17 protein-coding genes are annotated in these 18,543 nt (G+C 56.5%); 7 read left to right on the top strand and 10 right to left on the bottom strand.

Annotated features, from left to right (window positions below; all coding sequences use genetic code 11):
- Genes AC2D8V_RS06460 through AC2D8V_RS06450 form a run of 3 tightly spaced genes read left to right on the top strand, consistent with a single transcriptional unit; the run spans window position 1 to window position 2,689 of the window.
- Entirely contained in the window at window positions 1–378 is a 378-nt protein-coding gene (locus tag AC2D8V_RS06460) for a hypothetical protein (protein WP_484732720.1), read from the top strand.
- The gene (locus tag AC2D8V_RS06455) at window positions 378–1,388 is read left to right on the top strand and encodes a branched-chain amino acid ABC transporter permease (protein ID WP_484732719.1); all 1,011 of its coding nucleotides are present in this window, start codon (window positions 378–380) and stop codon (window positions 1,386–1,388) included. Before AC2D8V_RS06460 ends, AC2D8V_RS06455 begins: the two co-directional genes overlap by 1 nt.
- The gene (locus AC2D8V_RS06450; RefSeq protein ID WP_484732718.1) at window positions 1,385–2,689 is read left to right on the top strand and encodes a branched-chain amino acid ABC transporter permease; all 1,305 of its coding nucleotides are present in this window, start codon (window positions 1,385–1,387) and stop codon (window positions 2,687–2,689) included. The genes AC2D8V_RS06455 and AC2D8V_RS06450 overlap by 4 nt, the downstream gene beginning before the upstream one ends.
- 1 nt (window position 2,690) lies before the next feature.
- Here AC2D8V_RS06450 and AC2D8V_RS06445 read toward each other — a convergent pair whose 3' ends face one another.
- Window positions 2,691–4,238, bottom strand: a complete 1,548-nt coding sequence (locus AC2D8V_RS06445; RefSeq protein ID WP_484732717.1) for a helicase HerA-like domain-containing protein — start codon at window positions 4,236–4,238, stop codon at window positions 2,691–2,693.
- A 419-nt stretch (window positions 4,239–4,657) separates the two neighbouring features.
- Here AC2D8V_RS06445 and AC2D8V_RS06440 point away from each other — a divergent pair, with 419 nt between their 5' ends.
- Window positions 4,658–5,290 (top strand): invasion associated locus B family protein, encoded by a 633-nt coding sequence (locus AC2D8V_RS06440; RefSeq protein WP_484732716.1) that lies wholly within the window; start codon window positions 4,658–4,660, stop codon window positions 5,288–5,290.
- A 55-nt stretch (window positions 5,291–5,345) separates the two neighbouring features.
- Here AC2D8V_RS06440 and AC2D8V_RS06435 read toward each other — a convergent pair whose 3' ends face one another.
- Genes AC2D8V_RS06435 through AC2D8V_RS06420 form a run of 4 tightly spaced genes read right to left on the bottom strand, consistent with a single transcriptional unit; the run spans window position 5,346 to window position 9,605 of the window.
- Window positions 5,346–6,554 (bottom strand): beta-ketoacyl-[acyl-carrier-protein] synthase family protein, encoded by a 1,209-nt coding sequence (locus AC2D8V_RS06435; RefSeq protein ID WP_484733863.1) that lies wholly within the window; start codon window positions 6,552–6,554, stop codon window positions 5,346–5,348.
- 9 nt (window positions 6,555–6,563) lie between these two features.
- Window positions 6,564–6,821, bottom strand: coding sequence for an acyl carrier protein (locus tag AC2D8V_RS06430; RefSeq protein WP_484732715.1), 258 nt, complete (start codon window positions 6,819–6,821; stop codon window positions 6,564–6,566).
- A 34-nt stretch (window positions 6,822–6,855) separates the two neighbouring features.
- A complete protein-coding gene (locus AC2D8V_RS06425) occupies window positions 6,856–7,956 on the bottom strand; it encodes a UDP-3-O-(3-hydroxymyristoyl)glucosamine N-acyltransferase (RefSeq protein ID WP_484732714.1) in 1,101 nt (366 codons plus the stop codon).
- Window positions 7,957–7,991: 35 nt separating this feature from the next.
- Window positions 7,992–9,605 carry a L,D-transpeptidase family protein gene (locus tag AC2D8V_RS06420; RefSeq protein ID WP_484732713.1) on the bottom strand — a complete coding sequence of 538 codons (1,614 nt, stop codon included), beginning with the start codon at window positions 9,603–9,605 and terminating at the stop codon, window positions 7,992–7,994.
- 310 nt (window positions 9,606–9,915) lie between these two features.
- On the opposite strand from AC2D8V_RS06420, the gene mepK reads away from it, so the two are divergent.
- Together mepK and AC2D8V_RS06410 are read left to right on the top strand one after the other, a co-directional pair.
- Complete coding sequence (gene mepK / locus AC2D8V_RS06415; protein WP_484732712.1) at window positions 9,916–10,485, top strand: peptidoglycan L,D-endopeptidase MepK; 570 nt, start codon at window positions 9,916–9,918, stop codon at window positions 10,483–10,485.
- A 622-nt stretch (window positions 10,486–11,107) separates the two neighbouring features.
- Window positions 11,108–11,650 (top strand): Hint domain-containing protein, encoded by a 543-nt coding sequence (locus tag AC2D8V_RS06410; RefSeq protein WP_484732711.1) that lies wholly within the window; start codon window positions 11,108–11,110, stop codon window positions 11,648–11,650.
- Here AC2D8V_RS06410 and AC2D8V_RS06405 read toward each other — a convergent pair.
- From AC2D8V_RS06405 to cuyA, 5 genes are all read right to left on the bottom strand, one after another.
- On the bottom strand, window positions 11,647–12,381 hold the full coding sequence (locus AC2D8V_RS06405; protein ID WP_484732710.1) for an alpha/beta fold hydrolase: 735 nt from the start codon (window positions 12,379–12,381) through the stop codon (window positions 11,647–11,649). The two genes, AC2D8V_RS06410 and AC2D8V_RS06405, sit on opposite strands and share 4 nt — an antisense overlap.
- The gene (locus AC2D8V_RS06400) at window positions 12,378–13,946 is read right to left on the bottom strand and encodes an ABC transporter permease (protein ID WP_484732709.1); all 1,569 of its coding nucleotides are present in this window, start codon (window positions 13,944–13,946) and stop codon (window positions 12,378–12,380) included. Before AC2D8V_RS06400 ends, AC2D8V_RS06405 begins: the two co-directional genes overlap by 4 nt.
- Complete coding sequence (locus tag AC2D8V_RS06395; RefSeq protein ID WP_484732708.1) at window positions 13,943–14,998, bottom strand: quaternary amine ABC transporter ATP-binding protein; 1,056 nt, start codon at window positions 14,996–14,998, stop codon at window positions 13,943–13,945. Before AC2D8V_RS06395 ends, AC2D8V_RS06400 begins: the two co-directional genes overlap by 4 nt.
- A 77-nt stretch (window positions 14,999–15,075) precedes the next feature.
- Window positions 15,076–16,038 (bottom strand): ABC transporter substrate-binding protein, encoded by a 963-nt coding sequence (locus tag AC2D8V_RS06390; protein ID WP_484732707.1) that lies wholly within the window; start codon window positions 16,036–16,038, stop codon window positions 15,076–15,078.
- Window positions 16,039–16,096: 58 nt separating this feature from the next.
- Window positions 16,097–17,107 carry a D-cysteate sulfo-lyase gene (gene cuyA / locus AC2D8V_RS06385; RefSeq protein WP_484733862.1) on the bottom strand — a complete coding sequence of 337 codons (1,011 nt, stop codon included), beginning with the start codon at window positions 17,105–17,107 and terminating at the stop codon, window positions 16,097–16,099.
- Window positions 17,108–17,307: 200 nt separating this feature from the next.
- Between cuyA and AC2D8V_RS06380 the strand changes: the two genes are divergently transcribed.
- A complete protein-coding gene (locus AC2D8V_RS06380; protein ID WP_484732706.1) occupies window positions 17,308–18,207 on the top strand; it encodes a LysR substrate-binding domain-containing protein in 900 nt (299 codons plus the stop codon).
- Window positions 18,208–18,543 lie beyond the last annotated feature (336 nt).

Below are 18,543 nucleotides of genomic sequence, written 5' to 3'. Positions count from 1 at the left end.
GTGGCTGTATTTAATTTTGAACGATCCGCCGGTGGTCCGGCTTTCATGGGCGCGGGACCGGCTGCCTCGGCATCCGAAAGTCTGCTGCAAGGGCCTTGCCCGTTTGAATGTACGTCAGCGCGTGAAATGCAGTTGTATGCAGCGGCTCGAAAGCGGGCCTGTGTTGTGTTGAACGGAAAGCCGCGCCACGCTGATGGGCCAGCAGAGAACGAACTGCAGTCTTATCGCGGTCGTCAGACCTTAACTGAACGGGCGTTGGCCAGCAGTGGGACAGTCTGCATCAACCGTTTTGAGGTGTTCGAGACAGGGCTGCGCCTTGCAGGCGTGAACTGCGCTGATGTGGACCATTTACGGGGTCATGGCGGAGGGGCGGATTAATGGATTTTCTTAACGCGATCATAGCGTTGCTGAACTTTGTTGTTGTCCCTGCAATGGCCTACGGCAGCCAGTTGGCGCTTGGCGCGCTCGGCGTCACCATGATTTACGGGATTTTGCGGTTTTCCAACTTTGCCCATGGCGACACCATGGCATTTGGCGCCATGGTAACGGTGCTGGTCACGTGGCTGTTGCAAAGCTGGGGCGTCAGTCTTGGTCCTTTGCCGACTGCCCTGCTCGCCCTGCCCTTTGGCATTCTTGGGTGTATGGCATTGCTGTTGCTTACGGACCGTGTGGTCTACCGCTTTTATCGCGCACAAAAAGCAAAACCCGTGATCCTCGTGATTGTATCACTGGGGGTGACATTTGTGCTGAACGGCATCGTCCGGTTCATCATTGGCCCCGATGATCAAAGGTTTGCAGATGGGGAACGGTTCATCGTTTCGGCGCGCACCTTCAAGGAGATGACTGGGCTGCGTGAAGGCTTGGCGATCAAGACAACACAAGGCATCACCGTCATAACGGCCGTGATTGTCGTGGCTCTGCTCTTTTGGTTCTTGAATCGGACGCGCACCGGCAAATCGATGCGGGCGTATTCCGACAACGAAGATCTGGCCCTTTTGTCTGGAATCAATCCAGAGCGGGTTGTCGCGATCACATGGTTGATCGTGGCCGGGCTGGCAACGATCGCCGGTGTACTTTACGGGTTGGACAAATCCTTTAAGCCGTTTACCTACTTTCAGCTTCTGTTGCCCATTTTTGCTTCTGCCATTGTCGGCGGGCTCGGGAACCCTCTTGGTGCGATCGCGGGAGGCTTCGTCATTGCATTTTCCGAAGTCACGGTAACCTATGCATGGAAAAAAGTGCTGGGATATCTGATGCCGGAGAGTCTTGAACCCAGTGGTCTGGTACAGTTGCTGTCGACTGACTACAAACTCGCGGTCAGCTTCCTCATTCTGCTGATCGTCCTGTTATTCAAACCCACGGGTCTGTTTAAGGGGAAAGCGGTATGAACTCGGCACTCAAGAACACGCTGCTTTTTGTTGCTGTCTTTGGCATGGTGCCGCTGATCGCTAGTTTTCAGGGGTGGAACACCGCGCTGACGGTTCTCAACATGGGGCTGATTTCGGCGGTCATGGCGTTAGGGGTCAACCTGCAATGGGGTTTTGCGGGCCTTTTCAACGTGGGCATCATGGGGTTTGTCGCGTTGGGCGGCCTTGCTGCTGTGCTTGTTGGCAACCCTGTTACGCCGGGCACATGGTCGGCGGGAGGCTGGGGGATCCTCCTGGCGCTGTTTATGGGGGGCGCCACCATTGTTCTGGCGATTGTCGTGCGCAGCCGTATGGCACCGGGCAAATCCCGCACGGCGCTTTTCCTTGCCATCCTGATTGGCGGTTTCTTTCTTTACCGTGCGGTGTTTGATCCTAACGTTGAAGCAGTCGAGGCGATTGATCCGGCATTGACCGGATACCTTGGCGGGTTGGGCCTTCCGGTGATCATCGCTTGGCCTGTGGGCGGTCTGCTGGCCGCTGGTGTTGCGTGGATCATTGGCAAAACCGCCTTGGGCCTGCGCTCCGACTATCTGGCCATTGCGACCCTCGGGATTGCCGAAATCATTATTGCAATCATGAAGAACGAGGAGTGGCTGTCGCGCGGGGTGAAAAACGTGCAGCGTGTCGAACGCCCCGTTCCCTACGAAATCGACTTGCAAAACGATCCGGCATTTATCGATCGCGCCGCAGGATTTGGGCTCGATGTGGTTACAGCATCCACGATTTACGTCAAACTGCTCTATACCGGACTGTTTGCATTGGTTCTTGTGTTGTTGCTGTGGATGGCTCAGAGCGCCTTGAAAAGCCCTTGGGGCCGGCTGATGCGTGCCATACGCGACAACGAAGTGGCGGCAGAGGCAATGGGCAAGGATGTCACGGCGCGGCACTTGCAAATCTTTATTCTGGGATCTGCGATCTGCGGTATTGCGGGTGCGATGATGACAACACTCGAAGGTACCTATGCCCCGACCGTTTATCAGCCATTGCGGTTCACGTTCCTGATCTGGGTGATGGTCATCGTCGGTGGATCGGGCAACAACTTTGGTTCAGTGCTTGGTGGAATGCTGATTTACCTGATGTGGATTCAAGGTGAGACAATCGGGCTGCAGGTGATGGAATGGGTAACGGCCACGATGCCTGATGGTTCAGCGCTCAAAGCGCATCTGATTGAATCAGCAGCACATATGCGTCTTTTGACCATTGGCGTGCTGCTTTTGCTGGTCTTGAGGTTCTCGCCCCGCGGTCTGATCCCCGAACGATAGTCTAGCGCCCTTTGAAGAGCCCGCCGAGGATGCCGCGCACGATGCGCCGTCCGGTCGTGCCTTTGAGCTCTTTCAGCACAGCCGTGGCGACGGCCGAGCCCAGCGTATCCTCTTGACGGCTGCTGGTGCGCCGCGCGCTTGAGCGGGAAACGCGCTGACCGGAATACCGGCGCCCAGCGTTGAATTCACGTTCGTGCGCTGAGGCCTCTTCTGCTGCTTCCTCTGCCTTGGCGGCTTCGACTGCGGCCTCCTCTGCGCGCTTTTGAAGGATTTCGTATGCGGATGCACGATCAATTGGGTCGGCATACTTCCGATCCAGATCAGATATCGCCACGATCTCGGCGCGTTCGGCTTTGGTGATTGGACCCAGCTGGGATGACGGTGGGCGGATCAGCGTACGCTCGACAATGCCCGGCACCCCTTTTTTCTGAAGCATGGATGTCACCGCTTCGCCGACCCCGACCTCGCGGATCGCGGCCTCAGTATCAAAGGCAGGGTTTTCGCGGTAGGTTTCCGCAGCCAATCGCAATTCCTTTCGGTCTTTGGCTGTAAAGGCCCGCAACGCGTGCTGAACGCGGTTACCCAATTGACCAAGGATATCCTCGGGAACGTCCGCTGGGTTTTGCGTAATAAAGAAAACACCGACCCCCTTGGACCGGATCAGCCGCGCGACCTGTTCAACTTTGTCGATCAGCGCTTTGGGTGCGTCATCAAACAGCAGGTGGGCTTCGTCAAAGAAGAAAACCAGTTTTGGCTTCTCCGGATCACCGACCTCTGGCAATTCTTCGAAAAGCTCAGACAACAGCCACAGCAGGAAGGTTGCGTAAAGCCCCGGCGCGCCCATCAGCTTGTCTGACGCGAGAATGTTGATCTGCCCGCGCCCGTCCGGTGCGGTGCGCATGATATCCGACAGCGCCAGCGCTGGTTCGCCGAACAATCCGGCACCTCCCTGATTTTCCAAAACAAGCAAGCGGCGTTGGATCGCGCCGATAGAGGACGACGCTACATTGCCATAGCGCAAGGAGAGAGACTTGGAGTTCTCGCCGATCCACACCAGCAAGGCTTGTAGATCTTTGAGATCCAGCAGCGGCAGGCCCTGATCGTCCGCAAGCCGGAAGGCGATATTGACAATGCCTTCCTGAGCATCGGTCAATTCGAGCAGCCGCGACAGCAATAATGGCCCCATTTCCGCAACTGTTGTGCGTACCGGATGCCCCTGTTCGCCAAAGATGTCCCAAAAGGTCACCGGAAAAGGATCATAGGAATAATCGGTAAACCCGATTTTTTCCGCGCGTTCCGTGAAAGGGCCATGCAGCTTGTGGCTTTCGCTGCCCGCTTTCGCCAGCCCGGACAAGTCGCCTTTTACATCTGACAGAAAGACTGGCACGCCTGCGGCAGAAAAGCCTTCAGCGAGAATTTGCAGGGTGACAGTCTTGCCCGTGCCGGTTGCGCCGGCGACCAGCCCGTGGCGATTGGCGTATTTTAATGCAAGGAATTGTTTGGTGCCGTAATCCGGCCCGCCGCCACCGATAAAAATTCCGTCCGACATGCGCTGCCACCCTTTTCGACAAATTCATTGGTCTGCGCACAGGATGTTAACTATTTGCCGCCATAGTCAATGCACCCGGCAGCAGATCTATGTCCTTTCCTGCCGGGTATCCTCCCTGTTCGACTGGCCGCGCCGTATCCCGGTGCGGCCCTTTTTCTGGCGCAGGCTAACGCACTTGAACAATCACGATATTTCCGGTTGACGCCTTGGTTGGTGTCTCGTAACGTCTCGTCAATAAGTCGGCCAGTCCGACGGGGAGAATACAAAAAACGGAAGAAGGGATGCACTTGTGCGTCCCTTTTTTCATATCCGAAGGTGTAAAAAAATTTTGGTGATTTGGGTGTAATCTCTGGTCATCAGACCTGACACTGCCGGACGGGCATGCTAAATCACCAGCAATGATAAATGAGGGAGCAAACATGCCCTATACTACAAATTGGATGACCGTTGCGGCGACGGCTGGCTTTGCACTTGTCGCGACGTCTTTTTCCACACTCGCACAAAGCTCGGATGATCAGGATGCCGCCGCAGAACAGGAAGCGGCGCCAGTAGAAAACGGCCTTGCCATGGGCGAAGAGGTAAGTGACACGCCGCAGCCGGGTCAAACATACATCAAGCAAGAATTCGATGATTGGGCCCTACGCTGTATCGTACAGCCGGATGTTGATGATCCGTGCCAGATGTATCAGCTTTTGGCTGATTCAAGCAATTCACCGATCGCGGAATTCACGATGTTCCGGCTGCCAGAAGGTGGGCAGGCCGCCGCAGGCGCGACGATCATCGTGCCGCTGGAGACATCGCTTCAGGGGCAACTGGCGATCCAAGTGGATTCACAACCGCCCAAGCGGTACCCGTTCGCCTTTTGCAATACGATTGGGTGCTACGCACGCATTGGCCTGACGGCGGAAGACATTGAAGCATACAAACGTGGTGCCGAAGCGTCCTTGAGCATTGTGCCGATTGCTGCACCGAACCAAACTGTCACCGTGACCATGTCCTTGGGCGGCTTTACAGCTGCATTTGAACAGGTCAGCGTGCTCGACATGCCGTGATCCAGTTGGCTCAAATGAATTTCAAAGGTCGCGTTTTACGCGGCCTTTTTCATTTCTAGATGCGGCGGAGAGCCAGAACTGCATTCATCCCGCCAAATGCAAAAGCATTGGACAGCGCAACAGCAACAGAGGCTTCGCGTGCCGTGTTGGGAACGACATCGAGCGCGCACTCTGGATCCGCTTCTTCGTAGCCGATGGTTGGGGCAACAATGCCATCACGAAGCGCCATAATGCAGGCAAGCAGTTCGACAGCCCCCGTACCGCCGATCAAATGCCCATGCATGGACTTGGTCGACGAGATCATCAACCGGTCTGCATGCGGACCAAAAACATCGGCCACAGCGGCACATTCGGTTTTGTCATTGGCCGCGGTCCCGGTGCCATGCGCGTTTATATAACCGACGTCGTCTCGGCTGATCCTGGCGTCGCGCAGCGCCCCAGACATGGCTCGGGCTGCTCCGTTTTTGGACGGCATCACGATGTCCGCCGCATCGGAAGACATGGCAAAACCGGCAACCTCGCAGAGAATATCCGCGCCCCGCGCGCGCGCATGTTCGTACTCTTCGAAGACAAATATCCCAGCGCCTTCCCCCTGAACCATGCCGTTGCGATTGGCCGAAAATGGCCGGCAGGCATCACGCGACATGACCCGCAATCCTTCCCACGCTTTGACGCCGCCAAAGCAGAGCATGGATTCCGAGCCGCCGGTAATCATGACCGGCGCCATGCCGGACCTGACCATGGCAAAAGCCTGCGCCATAGCGTGGTTCGACGATGCACACGCGGTTGAAACCGTAAATGACGGCCCCTTGAGATTATTCTCCATGCTGACGTGGCTTGCCGCCGCGTTGTTCATCAGTTTGGGCACGACAAACGGGTGCACGCGGTTTTTGCCTTCCTCATAGACCGAGCGGTAGTTGTCATCCCACGTGCTGACACCACCCCCGGCAGTGCCAAGGACGACACCCGATTTCGCAGAGAGTTCGCCGGAAAAGCTGAGGCCGGACTGGTCGATCGCTTCTTTGGCGGCAGCCAGCGTGAACTGTGTGAAGCGATCATAAAGCGACATCTGCTGCCGGTTATACCGCCCTTCCGCTTCAAATCCTTTGACTTGCCCGCCGATCTGGATCGACAACCGATCCACGTCGCGAATATCCAACGGCCCAATGCCGCAGACACCCTCTCGCATCGCGCGCAGCGTGGCGGGCACGTCATGCCCCAAGGCATTGATCGTGCCAGCGCCGGTGATAACAACGCGATTCATCATGGCACCTCAGTGCTGTTCCGCGCGCAGTCGGTCGATACCAGAAATGATCGAGGCCACGGTCGAGATATCGAATTCGCCGGCGTCTGGGTTATTGGCGTTGAAAGGCACCGAAATATCAAATTCTTCTTCGATTGCAAAAATGCTTTCGACAAGACCGAGGCTATCGATCCCCAACTCTTCGAGCGTGCTGTCCAGCGTCACATCTGACGGGTCCAGTACGGCTTGCTCGGCGATGATCGCGATGACTTTGTCCTGCGTGCTCATCAGAAGGTTCCTGTATTGCGATTGTCACCGCGATTTAGTCATTGGCATCGGATTTGAAAACAGCTTTCTGCAAGGATGCGACATCGGTCACCAGTTTGGGTAGGCGGCGGATGGCCTTGAATATCTCTATTTGCCTGTCCATGCGTGTCGCAGGGTAACCCAAGACCACGCGACCCGCCGGTATTGTCGACAACACTTTGGTTCCGCCTCCTGTGATCACGCGGTCGCCGATGCGGATATTGTCGCTGACACCGGTCATGCCGCCCAAAACGACATTGTTGCCAACAACCGTTGACCCCGAAACACCGGAGTGGCCGCAGATCAGGCAATCGTTGCCGATCACCACGTTGTGTCCGATATGCACAAAATTATCCATTTTGCAGCCGTCGCCGACTGTTGTGTCGCGGATGGTCCCGTTGTCGATTGTTACACACGCGCCGAGGTCCACATCGTCTCCGATCGTAACTGCGCCCAGCGAGTGAATCCGCGTCCACCCTTGTGCTTTGGTGTCCTGCTGATCCCCAAGTGTTTCCCGAACCGCTTCGATGCCTGACTTGTCTTCGGTGACAAAGGAAAAGCCATCACCACCGATGCGCGTGCCCGGCTGGGCCTTGAAACGCACCCCAATGGACGCGCGCGCGCCGATCGTCACTTGCTCGCGCAATTGGCTGTCTGGCCCAAGCGTGGCATTCCAGCCGACATAGCATTGCGGGCCGATCACACTGCCTGCACCGATTTTTGCGCCCGCTGCAATAACTGTCAGCGGCCCGATGCTGACGTCTGCGTCGATCTCGGCTGTCGGGTCGATGATGGCGCTGTCGTGAATTCCGGCGGAAAACCCCTGCCCCTGATCCAGAAGCCTCGTCAACCCCGCCATGGCGTAGCGTGGGCGGTGCGGAATGATTGCGGCCTCCAACCCCAGCGCCTGCCAATCAGCACCTTGCCAAAGCACCGCGGCGCGCGCGCTGCCTTCGCTCAACCGCTCGGCATAGGTTTTGTCTGTGGCCATGGCCAGGTCATGCGCACCGGCAGCCTGCGGTTCGGCAGCGGCCTCGACTTTTATGCTGACGTCCCCAAACGCATCCGCGCCGAGCGATTTTGCAATTTGCTCTACGCTATAGCCGTAACGTGCCATCGATGTTGCCTTTCATGCGGTGCAGAAAGGCAGATTTAACCCTGAACGGCCCGCAATGCTACCCCTGCCTGAGACAGGGCTTGCCAGATCCGCGCATCCCGCCCGTAGACATCGCGGCGGTAGTTCATCTGGCCTTTTCCGTTTGCAAAGGCCGTGCGGTAGATGATGTGCACGGGAACAGGTTGCTTGAGGTCAACCTGAGTTTCTTTACCTGTGGCAAGAACCGACTGGAAATAGCCTTCGGCGTCGCGGGTTTGGGGTTTGAGCAGCGCGTAGGCGAATTCGAACGGTTCAGCCAGACGTATGCACCCGTGGCTGTAGGCCCGCACTTCTCGACTGAAAAGGTTCTTTGCGGGAGTGTCGTGCAAGTAGATGTTGTGCTTGTTGGGGAACATGAACTTTACCAAACCCAGTGCGTTGCCCCGGCTGGGCGGCTGGCGCATGGCGTAAGGAAATGTGCGGGCCGTGTACTGCGAGAAATCCACCGCGTTGCGGTTTACCTGCCGCCCGCGGCTGTCAGTAATCTCGATGTGGCTGACGGCAAAGGCATTCTTTTGCAACTCTGGCAGATACTCTTTTGTTACAATGGAACGCGGAACGTACCAGCTTGGGTTAATGACCATAAATTCCATGACGTCAGAGAACTCTGGTGACTGTCGGGCGGTTTCGCGATGACCAATGACCGAGCGCGTTTCAAACGTGGTCTTTCCATTGTCCACAATCTTTGCGCTAAAGTCTGTCAGGTTGACTTCAACGTGCCGTTTGCCGCGTTCTTTGTTGACCCAGCGCTCTCGCTCCATCGCCACAATCACTGACTGCAGGCGTTCCTTAACACTGACATTTATTTCTTTAAGCGTGCCTGGTCCGACAATGCCGTCCTGCGCCAGACCGTGATCGGCCTGGAATTCAAGAACCGCCTTGGTCATGGCGGCGTCATAGGTTTTGCCCGCACTGCGCCGCAGATATCCCATGCGCACCAGTCTGTCACGCAAGGCCACAACACTGTTGCCGCTGTCACCGGGTTCCAGCTTTTTGGCTTTGACAACTGCGCCCCACCCCCCTTTGGCGAGCAAGCGCTCCAACACCAGCTTGTGCTTCATCAAGGCGTTGTATTCCGCTGTTTTGGGTGGCAGAGCGCGAAAGAAGCCCTTTGGCGATGACTTGGTGAAATTGGTCAGATACGATTTGCGATCGCGATATGGCACTTGGCGGACGATGGCCTTGTCTACCCGCGACGGCACCAACGCCCCGGTTTGAACATCCCGGGCGTAGTCAAGAAAGACGCGTGACATCTCCACTTCCAACTGGCCTAGCTCGCGATCGGTGCGCGCAGATTGCATCCGCGTTTGCAGCCCTTCAAGATCGTAGCGCTCGGAAGGGAGACCGTGATTGTCAGCTTGTTGCAGTGCCTTAATCAGCGCGTTGCGCCGTGATCGATCACGACCCTTGTTGCTGGTCCAAATACCGGAAAATCCGGTTTCCTTGTAAAACTCGGCGATGTCGCGGTCGCGCGCTGCCGCTTCTGCCACCGCTTGTTTGAAGGCTGTTGACTGTGCCCATGCCGCATTAGGGGCCAAGGCTGCGCTGGCGATTGCCACGGCAAAAGCGAACAGAAGCGGAAGAAAGCGGGTACCAAAAGTAGAGGTCATCGTGGGTCCTTGGACACAAAAACTGAAAACTGATCCTGATCTTTGGCAACTCCCACAAGACCTGTCCAATAACATTTCAGAACAATCTCAAGGAAAGGTGAAATTGTAGCATCCGCGCACCGGTTGTGCGAATTCGCCCTCGCAGGCGTGTATGCGCGAAAAATTGCCTAAACTTGTCTGGATTCCGCAGATTGCTTTTTCATCACTTGGTTAACAATCCAGCATATGTCATACCAATGTTGCATCTGGGGAAGAGATGAGACGCCCGTGTAACATCACGGGATAGGCAGGAATTAAAACGGACTGAAACATGGCTATCGAAGGTTCAACGGGGTTAACCCGCCGTGCCCTTTTGGGTGCGTTCGCAGCAACAGCAGTTACCGCAGCTCCTACTTTTGCAAATGCCGCCGGATTTTTGCGCGGCGGTGGCGACATTCGCCGTATCCGGATGTATTCCGGTCGCACCGGGGAGCGGATCGACATGATCTACTGGATCGAGGGTAAATATGTGCCTGAGGCGGTGAAAGAGATTAACCACTTTATGCGCGACTGGCGCACCGACGGGGTCAAGTCGATGGATTTACGGGCCGTCGACATCATGGCCGCCGCCCATAATCTTATGGACGCAAACGAGCCCTACATGTTGCTTTCGGGGTATCGCAGCCCGCAGACGAATGCGATGTTGAGATCGCGCAGCCGCGGTGTGGCGAAAAACTCGCTTCATATGAAAGGCCAAGCGGCCGATCTGCGCATGTCGACCCGTTCGGTGAGCCAGATGGCGCGCGCCGCCGCAGCCTGCAAGGGCGGCGGTGTCGGCAAATACTCAGGATCAAACTTCGTCCACATGGATTGCGGTGTCGTCCGCACGTGGGGACGGTAAAACAAAAGACGGTTCGAAAGAATAACTGGTAAGCGGCCTTCGGGCCGCTTTCTTTTTGCCCGACGATTCGAAGGTGTCCGGTTTAGTGCCAGTAAAATGCGACTATTCTGGCCATCTTTGACAGTATCGCTGGCAAAACAATTCCATGCGCCTCATCGTATTTTCACTGACCGGACTGGAAACAGACTGTTTCAAGCGATTGATCGCCGCGATTGCGTCATGAAAGCCATTTTTTGGTTTCTCGGAATGCGAGAGCAACGAACACCGAATTGGAAACAAAGCGCGCAAAGACGCCATTGATATCAGATCAGACGCTGGCTGAAGATCGTTATTGTTTCCAATCCGAGGTAGAAGTTCGGTTCAGCAAACGGGTCGATAGCCACCTTTCCGCCGAAAATGTGTTCAATCCCATCCATTCTCGTCACATCGCGACCACGAGACGACAGCATAACCGAAATTGTAACGAGTGTTGTTGTGCCCGGGTCAAAACCCCACCCGATCCCCTCCCCGGGCCAATTAATGAGAACTTACGATCGTTTGCCGGGATGGTCTGCTCCCATCCCGGCGACGATCTGGAAGACCCGCCGCATGTCAGCGGCAAAGTGTGAAGAGCGAGTAACGCGTGACTGAAATCCTGTCCGACGATGACATCCTGTCTAACGTCCTGAACAAATCCCGCCTGACGCAGGCGGCCGCCAAGAAACGGCGGCGCACGCGCCAGTTGATCGACTGGAAAGCCCCGGGTTTCGCAGCCAAGGCGCGCGTTCTGACGTCCTTCGGCCAACTACCTGTAGAAGCTTTGCGGCGTAACGATCCGGTAAAGACTGCCAATGGCAATTTCCTCAAAGTAGCATGGGTCGACAAATTCGGGCTGGATGCGGAGTTCATGTCAGTGCAACCAAGCGCACAGCCCATGCTGATCCCCGGAGGATCTTTCGGCCCCACCCGCCCTGAAACCGATGTATTGCTATCTCCTGCACAGCTGCTTCACATCGGGCCCAGTGTCGGCTCCGGCGCGATCAAGCCTGCTTCGGAACTGGCGGGCTGGGGGCGTATTTCGCGCAAAAATCACACGTCCTTCACTTACTTCGTTTTTGGGTTTGAAAGGGACTGTACCGTGTGTGTCGAAGGGCTCTGGTGCGAGATTCCCGCGCGCCAGCATTAGGGGGCAGCTGCCGTGAGAAATTCATCGATCAACGCGTTGAACAAGGCGGGTTTTTCAAGGTGAACGGCATGCGCCGCACCGGGTACAACTGACAGATTGCTGTTTGGAATATTGCGCCACAGGATTTCCGTCTGTGTCCACGGGTACGTCCGGTCACTGTCTCCCCAAAGCACGAGCGTCGGATGCTCGATCAAGGATAGTGCCGCCTCACCTGACCATGCCTGCATCGCGTCCAATCCCGCCGGCAGGGCTGCTGGCGCGCTTTGTGCTGCGATGTTCGCGCAGGCGGCATAGGCCGGGTCACTTTCCCGACGCAAAAACCAAGTGGCAGCGATACGGCGCGCGGTGGCATCTGCGCCATCGTCAGCCGCACGCCGCTTGCTTTGCTCAATTGTTTCAAAGCGTCCGGGCAAAACGCCAACCGCTCCGGTCCCGTAAAGGATAAGGCGGTCCACCACACCCCGCTCTGCAAGTTCTACCATCTCTTGAGCGATCATGCCGCCCATTGAATGGCCGAGCAGATGGAACTTTTTGATGCCTTGTGCCTCAAGATAATCCAGAACCCATGTGGCGAACCCCGCGATACTGTTGATGACCGGCAGGTGATTGTTGCGGCCAAAGCCCGGTAAGTCAGGGGTTATCACCCTGTGGTGCGTGCTCATATGCTCTACTTGCGCGCGCCATTGTTCGCTGCCGCCCATGAAGCCATGGACGAGAACAAGCGGTGTCACTTTCTCTGGCCCTGCACGATCCGATCAAGGATCATGGCGCAAAAGAGGATCGCAAATCCGGCAAGGATACCCTGCCCTACGTTTGCGTATTGCAACGCTTCCAACACGTCCTCGCCCAGCCCTTTAGCCCCGATAAGAGAGGCCACAACAACCATCGCCAGTGAGAGCATGATGGTCTGGTTGATCCCCGCCCTGATCGACGGGCTGGCAAGCGGCAGGTCCACCTTGGTCAGCAGATACCACTTGTTCGCGCCAAAACTGATGGCTGCTTCACGTACGCTTTCAGGCACACCCCGCAACCCCAACACAGTCAGCCGTACCACAGGCGTGCCGCCGAAAATCATTGTGACGATAACAGCCGCCGGTTTCCCCACGCCGAAAAAGGCAATCACGGGCACCATGAATACAAACGCTGGCATCGTTTGCATGAAGTCCATGATCGGCTGGATAAAGGCGTAAAACCGCGGACGCCGTGCCGCGAACATCCCCAACGGGATGCCAATCGCGATCGAAAGGCACGCGGCAGTACCAAGCAGTGCCAGCGTGGTCATCGCCGCTTCCCAGAAACCCAGCAGGCCCATATAGGCGAGAAAGGCCGCCGAATAGATCGCTGTGCGAATACCTGCCGTCAGCCAGGTCAGGAGCACGATCAGGCTTGCAATAACTATCCATGGCGTCTGCACAAGGATAACTTCAAGTGCATCCAGCAGAGCGCGGATCCCAAAGGTCAACCCATCGAAAAATGCCTCGCTGTTGCGGACGCAAAACGCGATAAGGTCTTCGACCCAGGCGATGCCCGTGAGGCGAATGTCCGGGTCTGTCGGGAAAGAGCTGAGCAGATCGAACCGCCCCGGAAAACTGTAGTGGGTCATCGCAGCAATCGCGATTAGAAACATAAAGAGTGCGCTGAAAACGATATGCGAGACCGGCAGGCCAGAACGGATGCTGCGGTCGGACAGCCAGTCTGAAAACCGCGCTTCAAGCGCCCAGTTCGCGACCGCAGACTGGACAGCCTTGACCAGCAGCAGAATAAACAGCCCCGAAAGCGCGATCCAAGGCCCCTGCTCGGCCAGTATCTGAGCCTCTTCACGGATGCCGCCGATATTTGCTTCGAGCGATTCCACCGCGCGTTGGTAGGCGTCCACCCTGTCAGATTCAGCCTCAATGGCTGCCGCCAGTTGTTGCTTGCGCAACTCCAGCACGCCTTCGATAGAGGCAATACGTTCGAACGCGTCTGCGGCAAGATCTCCGAACAGGCCGCGTGCGATCTGAACGAGCGCCAGTGTCTCAATGATCAGAAACGGCAGTGCCCAAGACCACAGGCCCCGCGCACCGAACCACACAGGCCCGAAAAGACCCGCCATTGCGTTGAAAGTAGGCGTGAACCTTGCGCTTTCGCCGATCTTGTTGAACTGAGCGATGTAATATTCCGGGTTCGTGCGCACAAAGGTCCGGATATTCTCGCGCCGTTCTTCCTGATAGGCGATGGCGGCCTCGGTGTCGGTCGCTTCCAAAGGATTGGTGTTATCTTCTAGATCAATGGAACTTGCAGTGGCATCGGTCATGACATTTCCGTCCCTTCAACGACAGTGCGCAGGATATCTGCTCGCGTAATGACGCCGACATCCTTGTTATCCTCCTGCACGAGAATGGCATGGTCACTTTCAATCGACAGATTGATCAGCGTGCTGAGTGTTTCGTCGCCGGTCACACGCGGTGCGTCGGCAGATACCGGACCCGATGTCGAGACATATTGCGACAAAGGCTGCATGACCGCGTGGGCGTGCACGACTTTGAGGCGAGAGATGCCTGCCACGAAATCCGCGACGTAGTCATCCGCAGGGTTCATGACGATTTCTTCAGCCGTACCGGTTTGAACCAACCGACCATCGCGCATGATGGCGATACGGTCGCCAATGCGAACCGCCTCGTCCAGATCGTGTGTGATGAATACGGTCGTCTTTTTCAGTATCTTGGAAAGACGGATGAATTCGTCCTGAAGTTGCCTGCGAATAAGAGGATCAAGCGCGGAAAACGGTTCGTCCATCAGCAATACATCGGGGTTTGCCGCCAACGCACGCGCCAGCCCGACGCGTTGTTGCATACCTCCCGACAGTTCGTGCGCAAATTTTGATCCCCACGCGCCAAGCTCGACGATGTCGAGAATTGCAGCGGCTTGGCGCATACGCTCGTTCTTGCTCACCTTTCGGATTTCCAGCGGCATCGCCACGTTATCCAGCACAGATCTGTGCGGCATCAGTGCAAAGTTCTGAAAGACCATGCCGATCTTGCGGTTTCGGAACTCTTGCAACTCTTGCGCACCGAGGCCCATCACGTCGGTGCCTTCAATGAGGATTTTGCCGTCCGTTGGTTCAAGCAGTCGGTTGAAGTGACGCACAAGTGTGGACTTGCCACTGCCCGACAGCCCCATGATGCAAAAGATTTCCCCCCGATTGACGGACAGGCTCACGTCGGCGACGCCGACCACGGCGTTATACCGCGCCAGCACTTGCGCCTTGTCGAGACCTTCTTCCCGAATAGCGCGCAGCGCTTCTTGCGGGCGGGCGCCAAAGATTTTCCAGACGTTCTCGATTTCAATGACGGTTTCAGGTGTCATCTACGTGGTCTCCATCTGTCGGGGAATGCGGCAGTGTGAGGTCCGCAGCAGGCGGACCTCACCGTATCAGAGAGCGATCAGAGACCCAGCCAGGCGTCTACGCGATCAGGGTTCGCTTCGACCCACTCGCGCGCAACATCGGCAGGTTCACGACCCTTGCCGCTGATCTCGTAGGCGAAGCCACTGACGTCATCGGCAGTAAGACCAAAGTTGCTGAAAAACTCAGCGATGGCCGGCGAACGATCCGCCAATGAGTTTGACCAGGCAATCTGCACGTTTTTCAGAGCGTCCTTCGACGCCACGTTCGACTTTTCATACCAGTCCGCATCATCAGAGGGCTGCACCATCACGTATTTCGCGGGGTCGTACGTCGGCTCTGTGAGCATTTCGACGTCAAACATGAACCAGACCGCGTGTGGCTTGTAGCAGTAGAACGCATAGCCTTCGCCCTTGGCGATACTGTCTTTGATCCGCGCGGTCTTGACGCTCTCTTCGGCACGGATCGGCTCGATAAAGTCAAGAAGCCCGTAATCGCGCGTTTTGACTTCGTTGACGTTGGCCGAGGCCCAGCCCGGCGCGCCGATCCACATCTCGCCCTTGCCGTTGCCATCACTGTCCATCAGCGCAGCAACATCCGGACGTCCCAGATCGGCGATGTCGGTAATGTCATTGGCGGCCGCGAAGTCTTTCGAGACGCAAAAGCCTTGGTTTCCCTCATATGGATTGGACGACAAGGTAACCGTGCCAGCCTCATCAACGTATTTCTTGGTAAAGCTTTCCTGGTTGGGCAGCCAGACATCGGGATGCACGTCAATGTCACCCTTGCCCTGATCCATTGCCTGGAAAATCGTCGCGTTGTTGCCCGGCACCAGTTCGGCCTGACCGCCGATGCGCATTTCAACAACCGCAGCCAGCAGATGTGCGATCGCTTGCGCACCTGTCCAGCTTGGCACGCCAATCTTGACCTCTTCCGCCGCAAAAGCTGGCATTCCGAGGGCCGTGATCAGCGAAGCAGTGATCAAGGTTTTTTGCAAAGCCATGGTAATTTTCTCCTTGTTGGTCTTTTTTAGTGTTCTGTAACTGGTTTCATAATGCGTGTCAGATGTATCCAGGCAAGTCAAAAGTTTCTGGATAGCCGAAAAGTGCAGCGCTCCCGCCGGTATGTAGAAAGACAACGTTTGACATGCTGTCGAAATAACCTTTTTTGGTCAGATCAATCATGCCATCGAGGCCTTTGCCGGAATAGACCGGGTCAAAAAGTAGACCTTCGAGCCGCGCCAGCATCTTGACTGCGGCGATCATGCCATCGGTTGGTAACCCGTATCCCGGACCGACATAGCCGCAATTGGCGCGAACATCGCTGCGCCGGATCGTCATGCCCGTGCCCAAATGATCTGCCGTCTTTTCGGCAAGGTCAAAGACCATCCCTTCCTGTTTGTCCTGCGGGGCGCGTACACCGATGCCAAGAAGGTGGATGTCGCTTTGCAGTGCAGCGAGCCCGGTAACAAGACCTGCCTGCGTGCCGGAGCTGCCGGTTGCATGGACCAACGCATCAATCTCCAACCCGATTTCATGCGCCTGTTCGACGGTTTCGCGCGCGCAATTGACATAGCCCAATGCGCCAACGGCATTGGACCCGCCGCCGGGGATCACGTAAGGCGTCTTGCCATCGGCGCGCAGTTTGTCGGCCAGTGTCTGCATTTCGACATTCATGTCCGTACCGCCTGCGCGTTTGGAGATCGTCGCGCCGTGGAGTTGGTCGAGCAATACGTTGCCGTTCAGAATATAGTTTTCATCATTCGAGCCGGTGCGGTCCTCCAGCAGAATATGACAGTCCATTCCCATTTTTGCGGCTGCGGCGCAGGTTTGACGCGCATGGTTCGACTGCGTGGCACCTTGGGTTATGATGGTATCCGCACCCTGCTGTTGCGCATCGGCCATCAGGTACTCCAGCTTGCGAGTCTTATTGCCGCCGGACGACAGCCCGGTGCAATCGTCCCGCTTGACCCAAAAGCGCGGGCCGCCAAGTGCCTCGCTCAAACGGTCCATGGGTTCCAGTGGTGTTGGTAAATGGCCCAGCCGTGTGCGCGGAAATTTTGCCAGCGCCAGTGACAGGTCCTTGCACAAACCCATGCTCAGTTCCGGCGTTAATGACGTCTCGGTATTAGAAACGGGATCCGTCTGGATATCGCTCACGTGGTGCCCCCCAAATTTGTTACCGCGGCCATGATGGCGCTGATTGCAGCAGAAAAATAATGCAATCTGTTTGGCCTACCCATACAATTTCTTTGGCTAAAAGGGGTAATGCGATGGATATGCAGTGGTTGGACGACGTTTTGGTACTTCTGGAAGAGCGGAACATGACCCGCGCGGCCGCGCGCCGCAACATCACCCAACCCGCATTTTCAAGACGCATTCGCGGCTTTGAGGACTGGCTGGGTGTGCCAGTCCTCGAACGTGGTGCAAACCGGGTCAGGATCAGCGACGCACTCGCCTCGAACGAGGCGGAAATTCGTGCGCTGGTCGCCCGAATAAAAGAACTTCAAAGCCGTTTCCGTCACTTTCAAAGCGCCCAGACCGCCGTGTCGGTGGCGGCGCAACATTCGACAATTTATTCCATTTTCTCAGACCTCGCTGTGCGAGCGCGCCATGTCCTCCCGACATTGGATGTGCGGTTGCGCGTCGGCAATCTCAGGGATTGTGCCAGCATGTTTCTGCGCGGTGAAACCGACATGCTGTTATGTTACGAAAAGAAGGATGCGGCACCCCTGCCCTTCGGCGACTCCATCCGAAGAGAACATTGCCGGACAGATTACCTCGTGCCGGTTGTCGGGGGCGCTTTGCGGTTCAAAGTGCGCGATCAACATCACCTGCCAGAGGATACGCCAGCCATCGTGTACCCAGAGGACAGCTACTTTGGCGAAATCCTGACAGCGCGGCAGCGCGCCTTTGCGACGCGTAGTTTGTCGCGCTCGGTGGCTTGCGAAACAGCCTTTGCCAGTGGTTTGAAAGATATGGCGATGAAGGGGCTTGGGGTTGGCTGGCTGCCGGTTAGTCTGGTCTACCGAGAGATCGAAAGCGGCGAACTCATCTCACTGGCGTCGCGATATGGTAAGGAATCGCTCGACATCACCTTGTACGCGCAGACGACCAATCCTTTGACCGAACCGCTGTTGGAGTTGTGGCGCGCACGCCCGCAAACGCCATAGTCTCACCGGATAAGATCGCGGCGGGGTGTGACCTGACACGTGCATCCGGGTATTCTTGGGCCGCAGCCTGAATGTTTGGCAACTTCAAGACCAAGTGCTGCGGCTTTTGTCGCGTCCGAATGCCCGCTTGCGACATGTGCAGCGACTTGGGCGCAAACTGCGATGGTCACGCAAAATTTGATTGGTTCAAATGCACCGGTCCGTAATGCCGCCGGTCGCAGCTTGTTCAATGCATTAACAACAAATTTTAAGAAGCCGGATCGCGTCTTGCGACCTGCTCAAGGTGCGATCACCCCAGTAAATCAAGCGGATGGCCGCCGTAGCACAGAGCCGCCC

It is taken from the genome of Roseobacter sp. YIN89 (assembly GCF_057219365.1).
The sequence above is the reverse complement of the archived record's forward strand: the minus strand, read 5'-3'. Positions and strand labels throughout refer to the sequence as shown.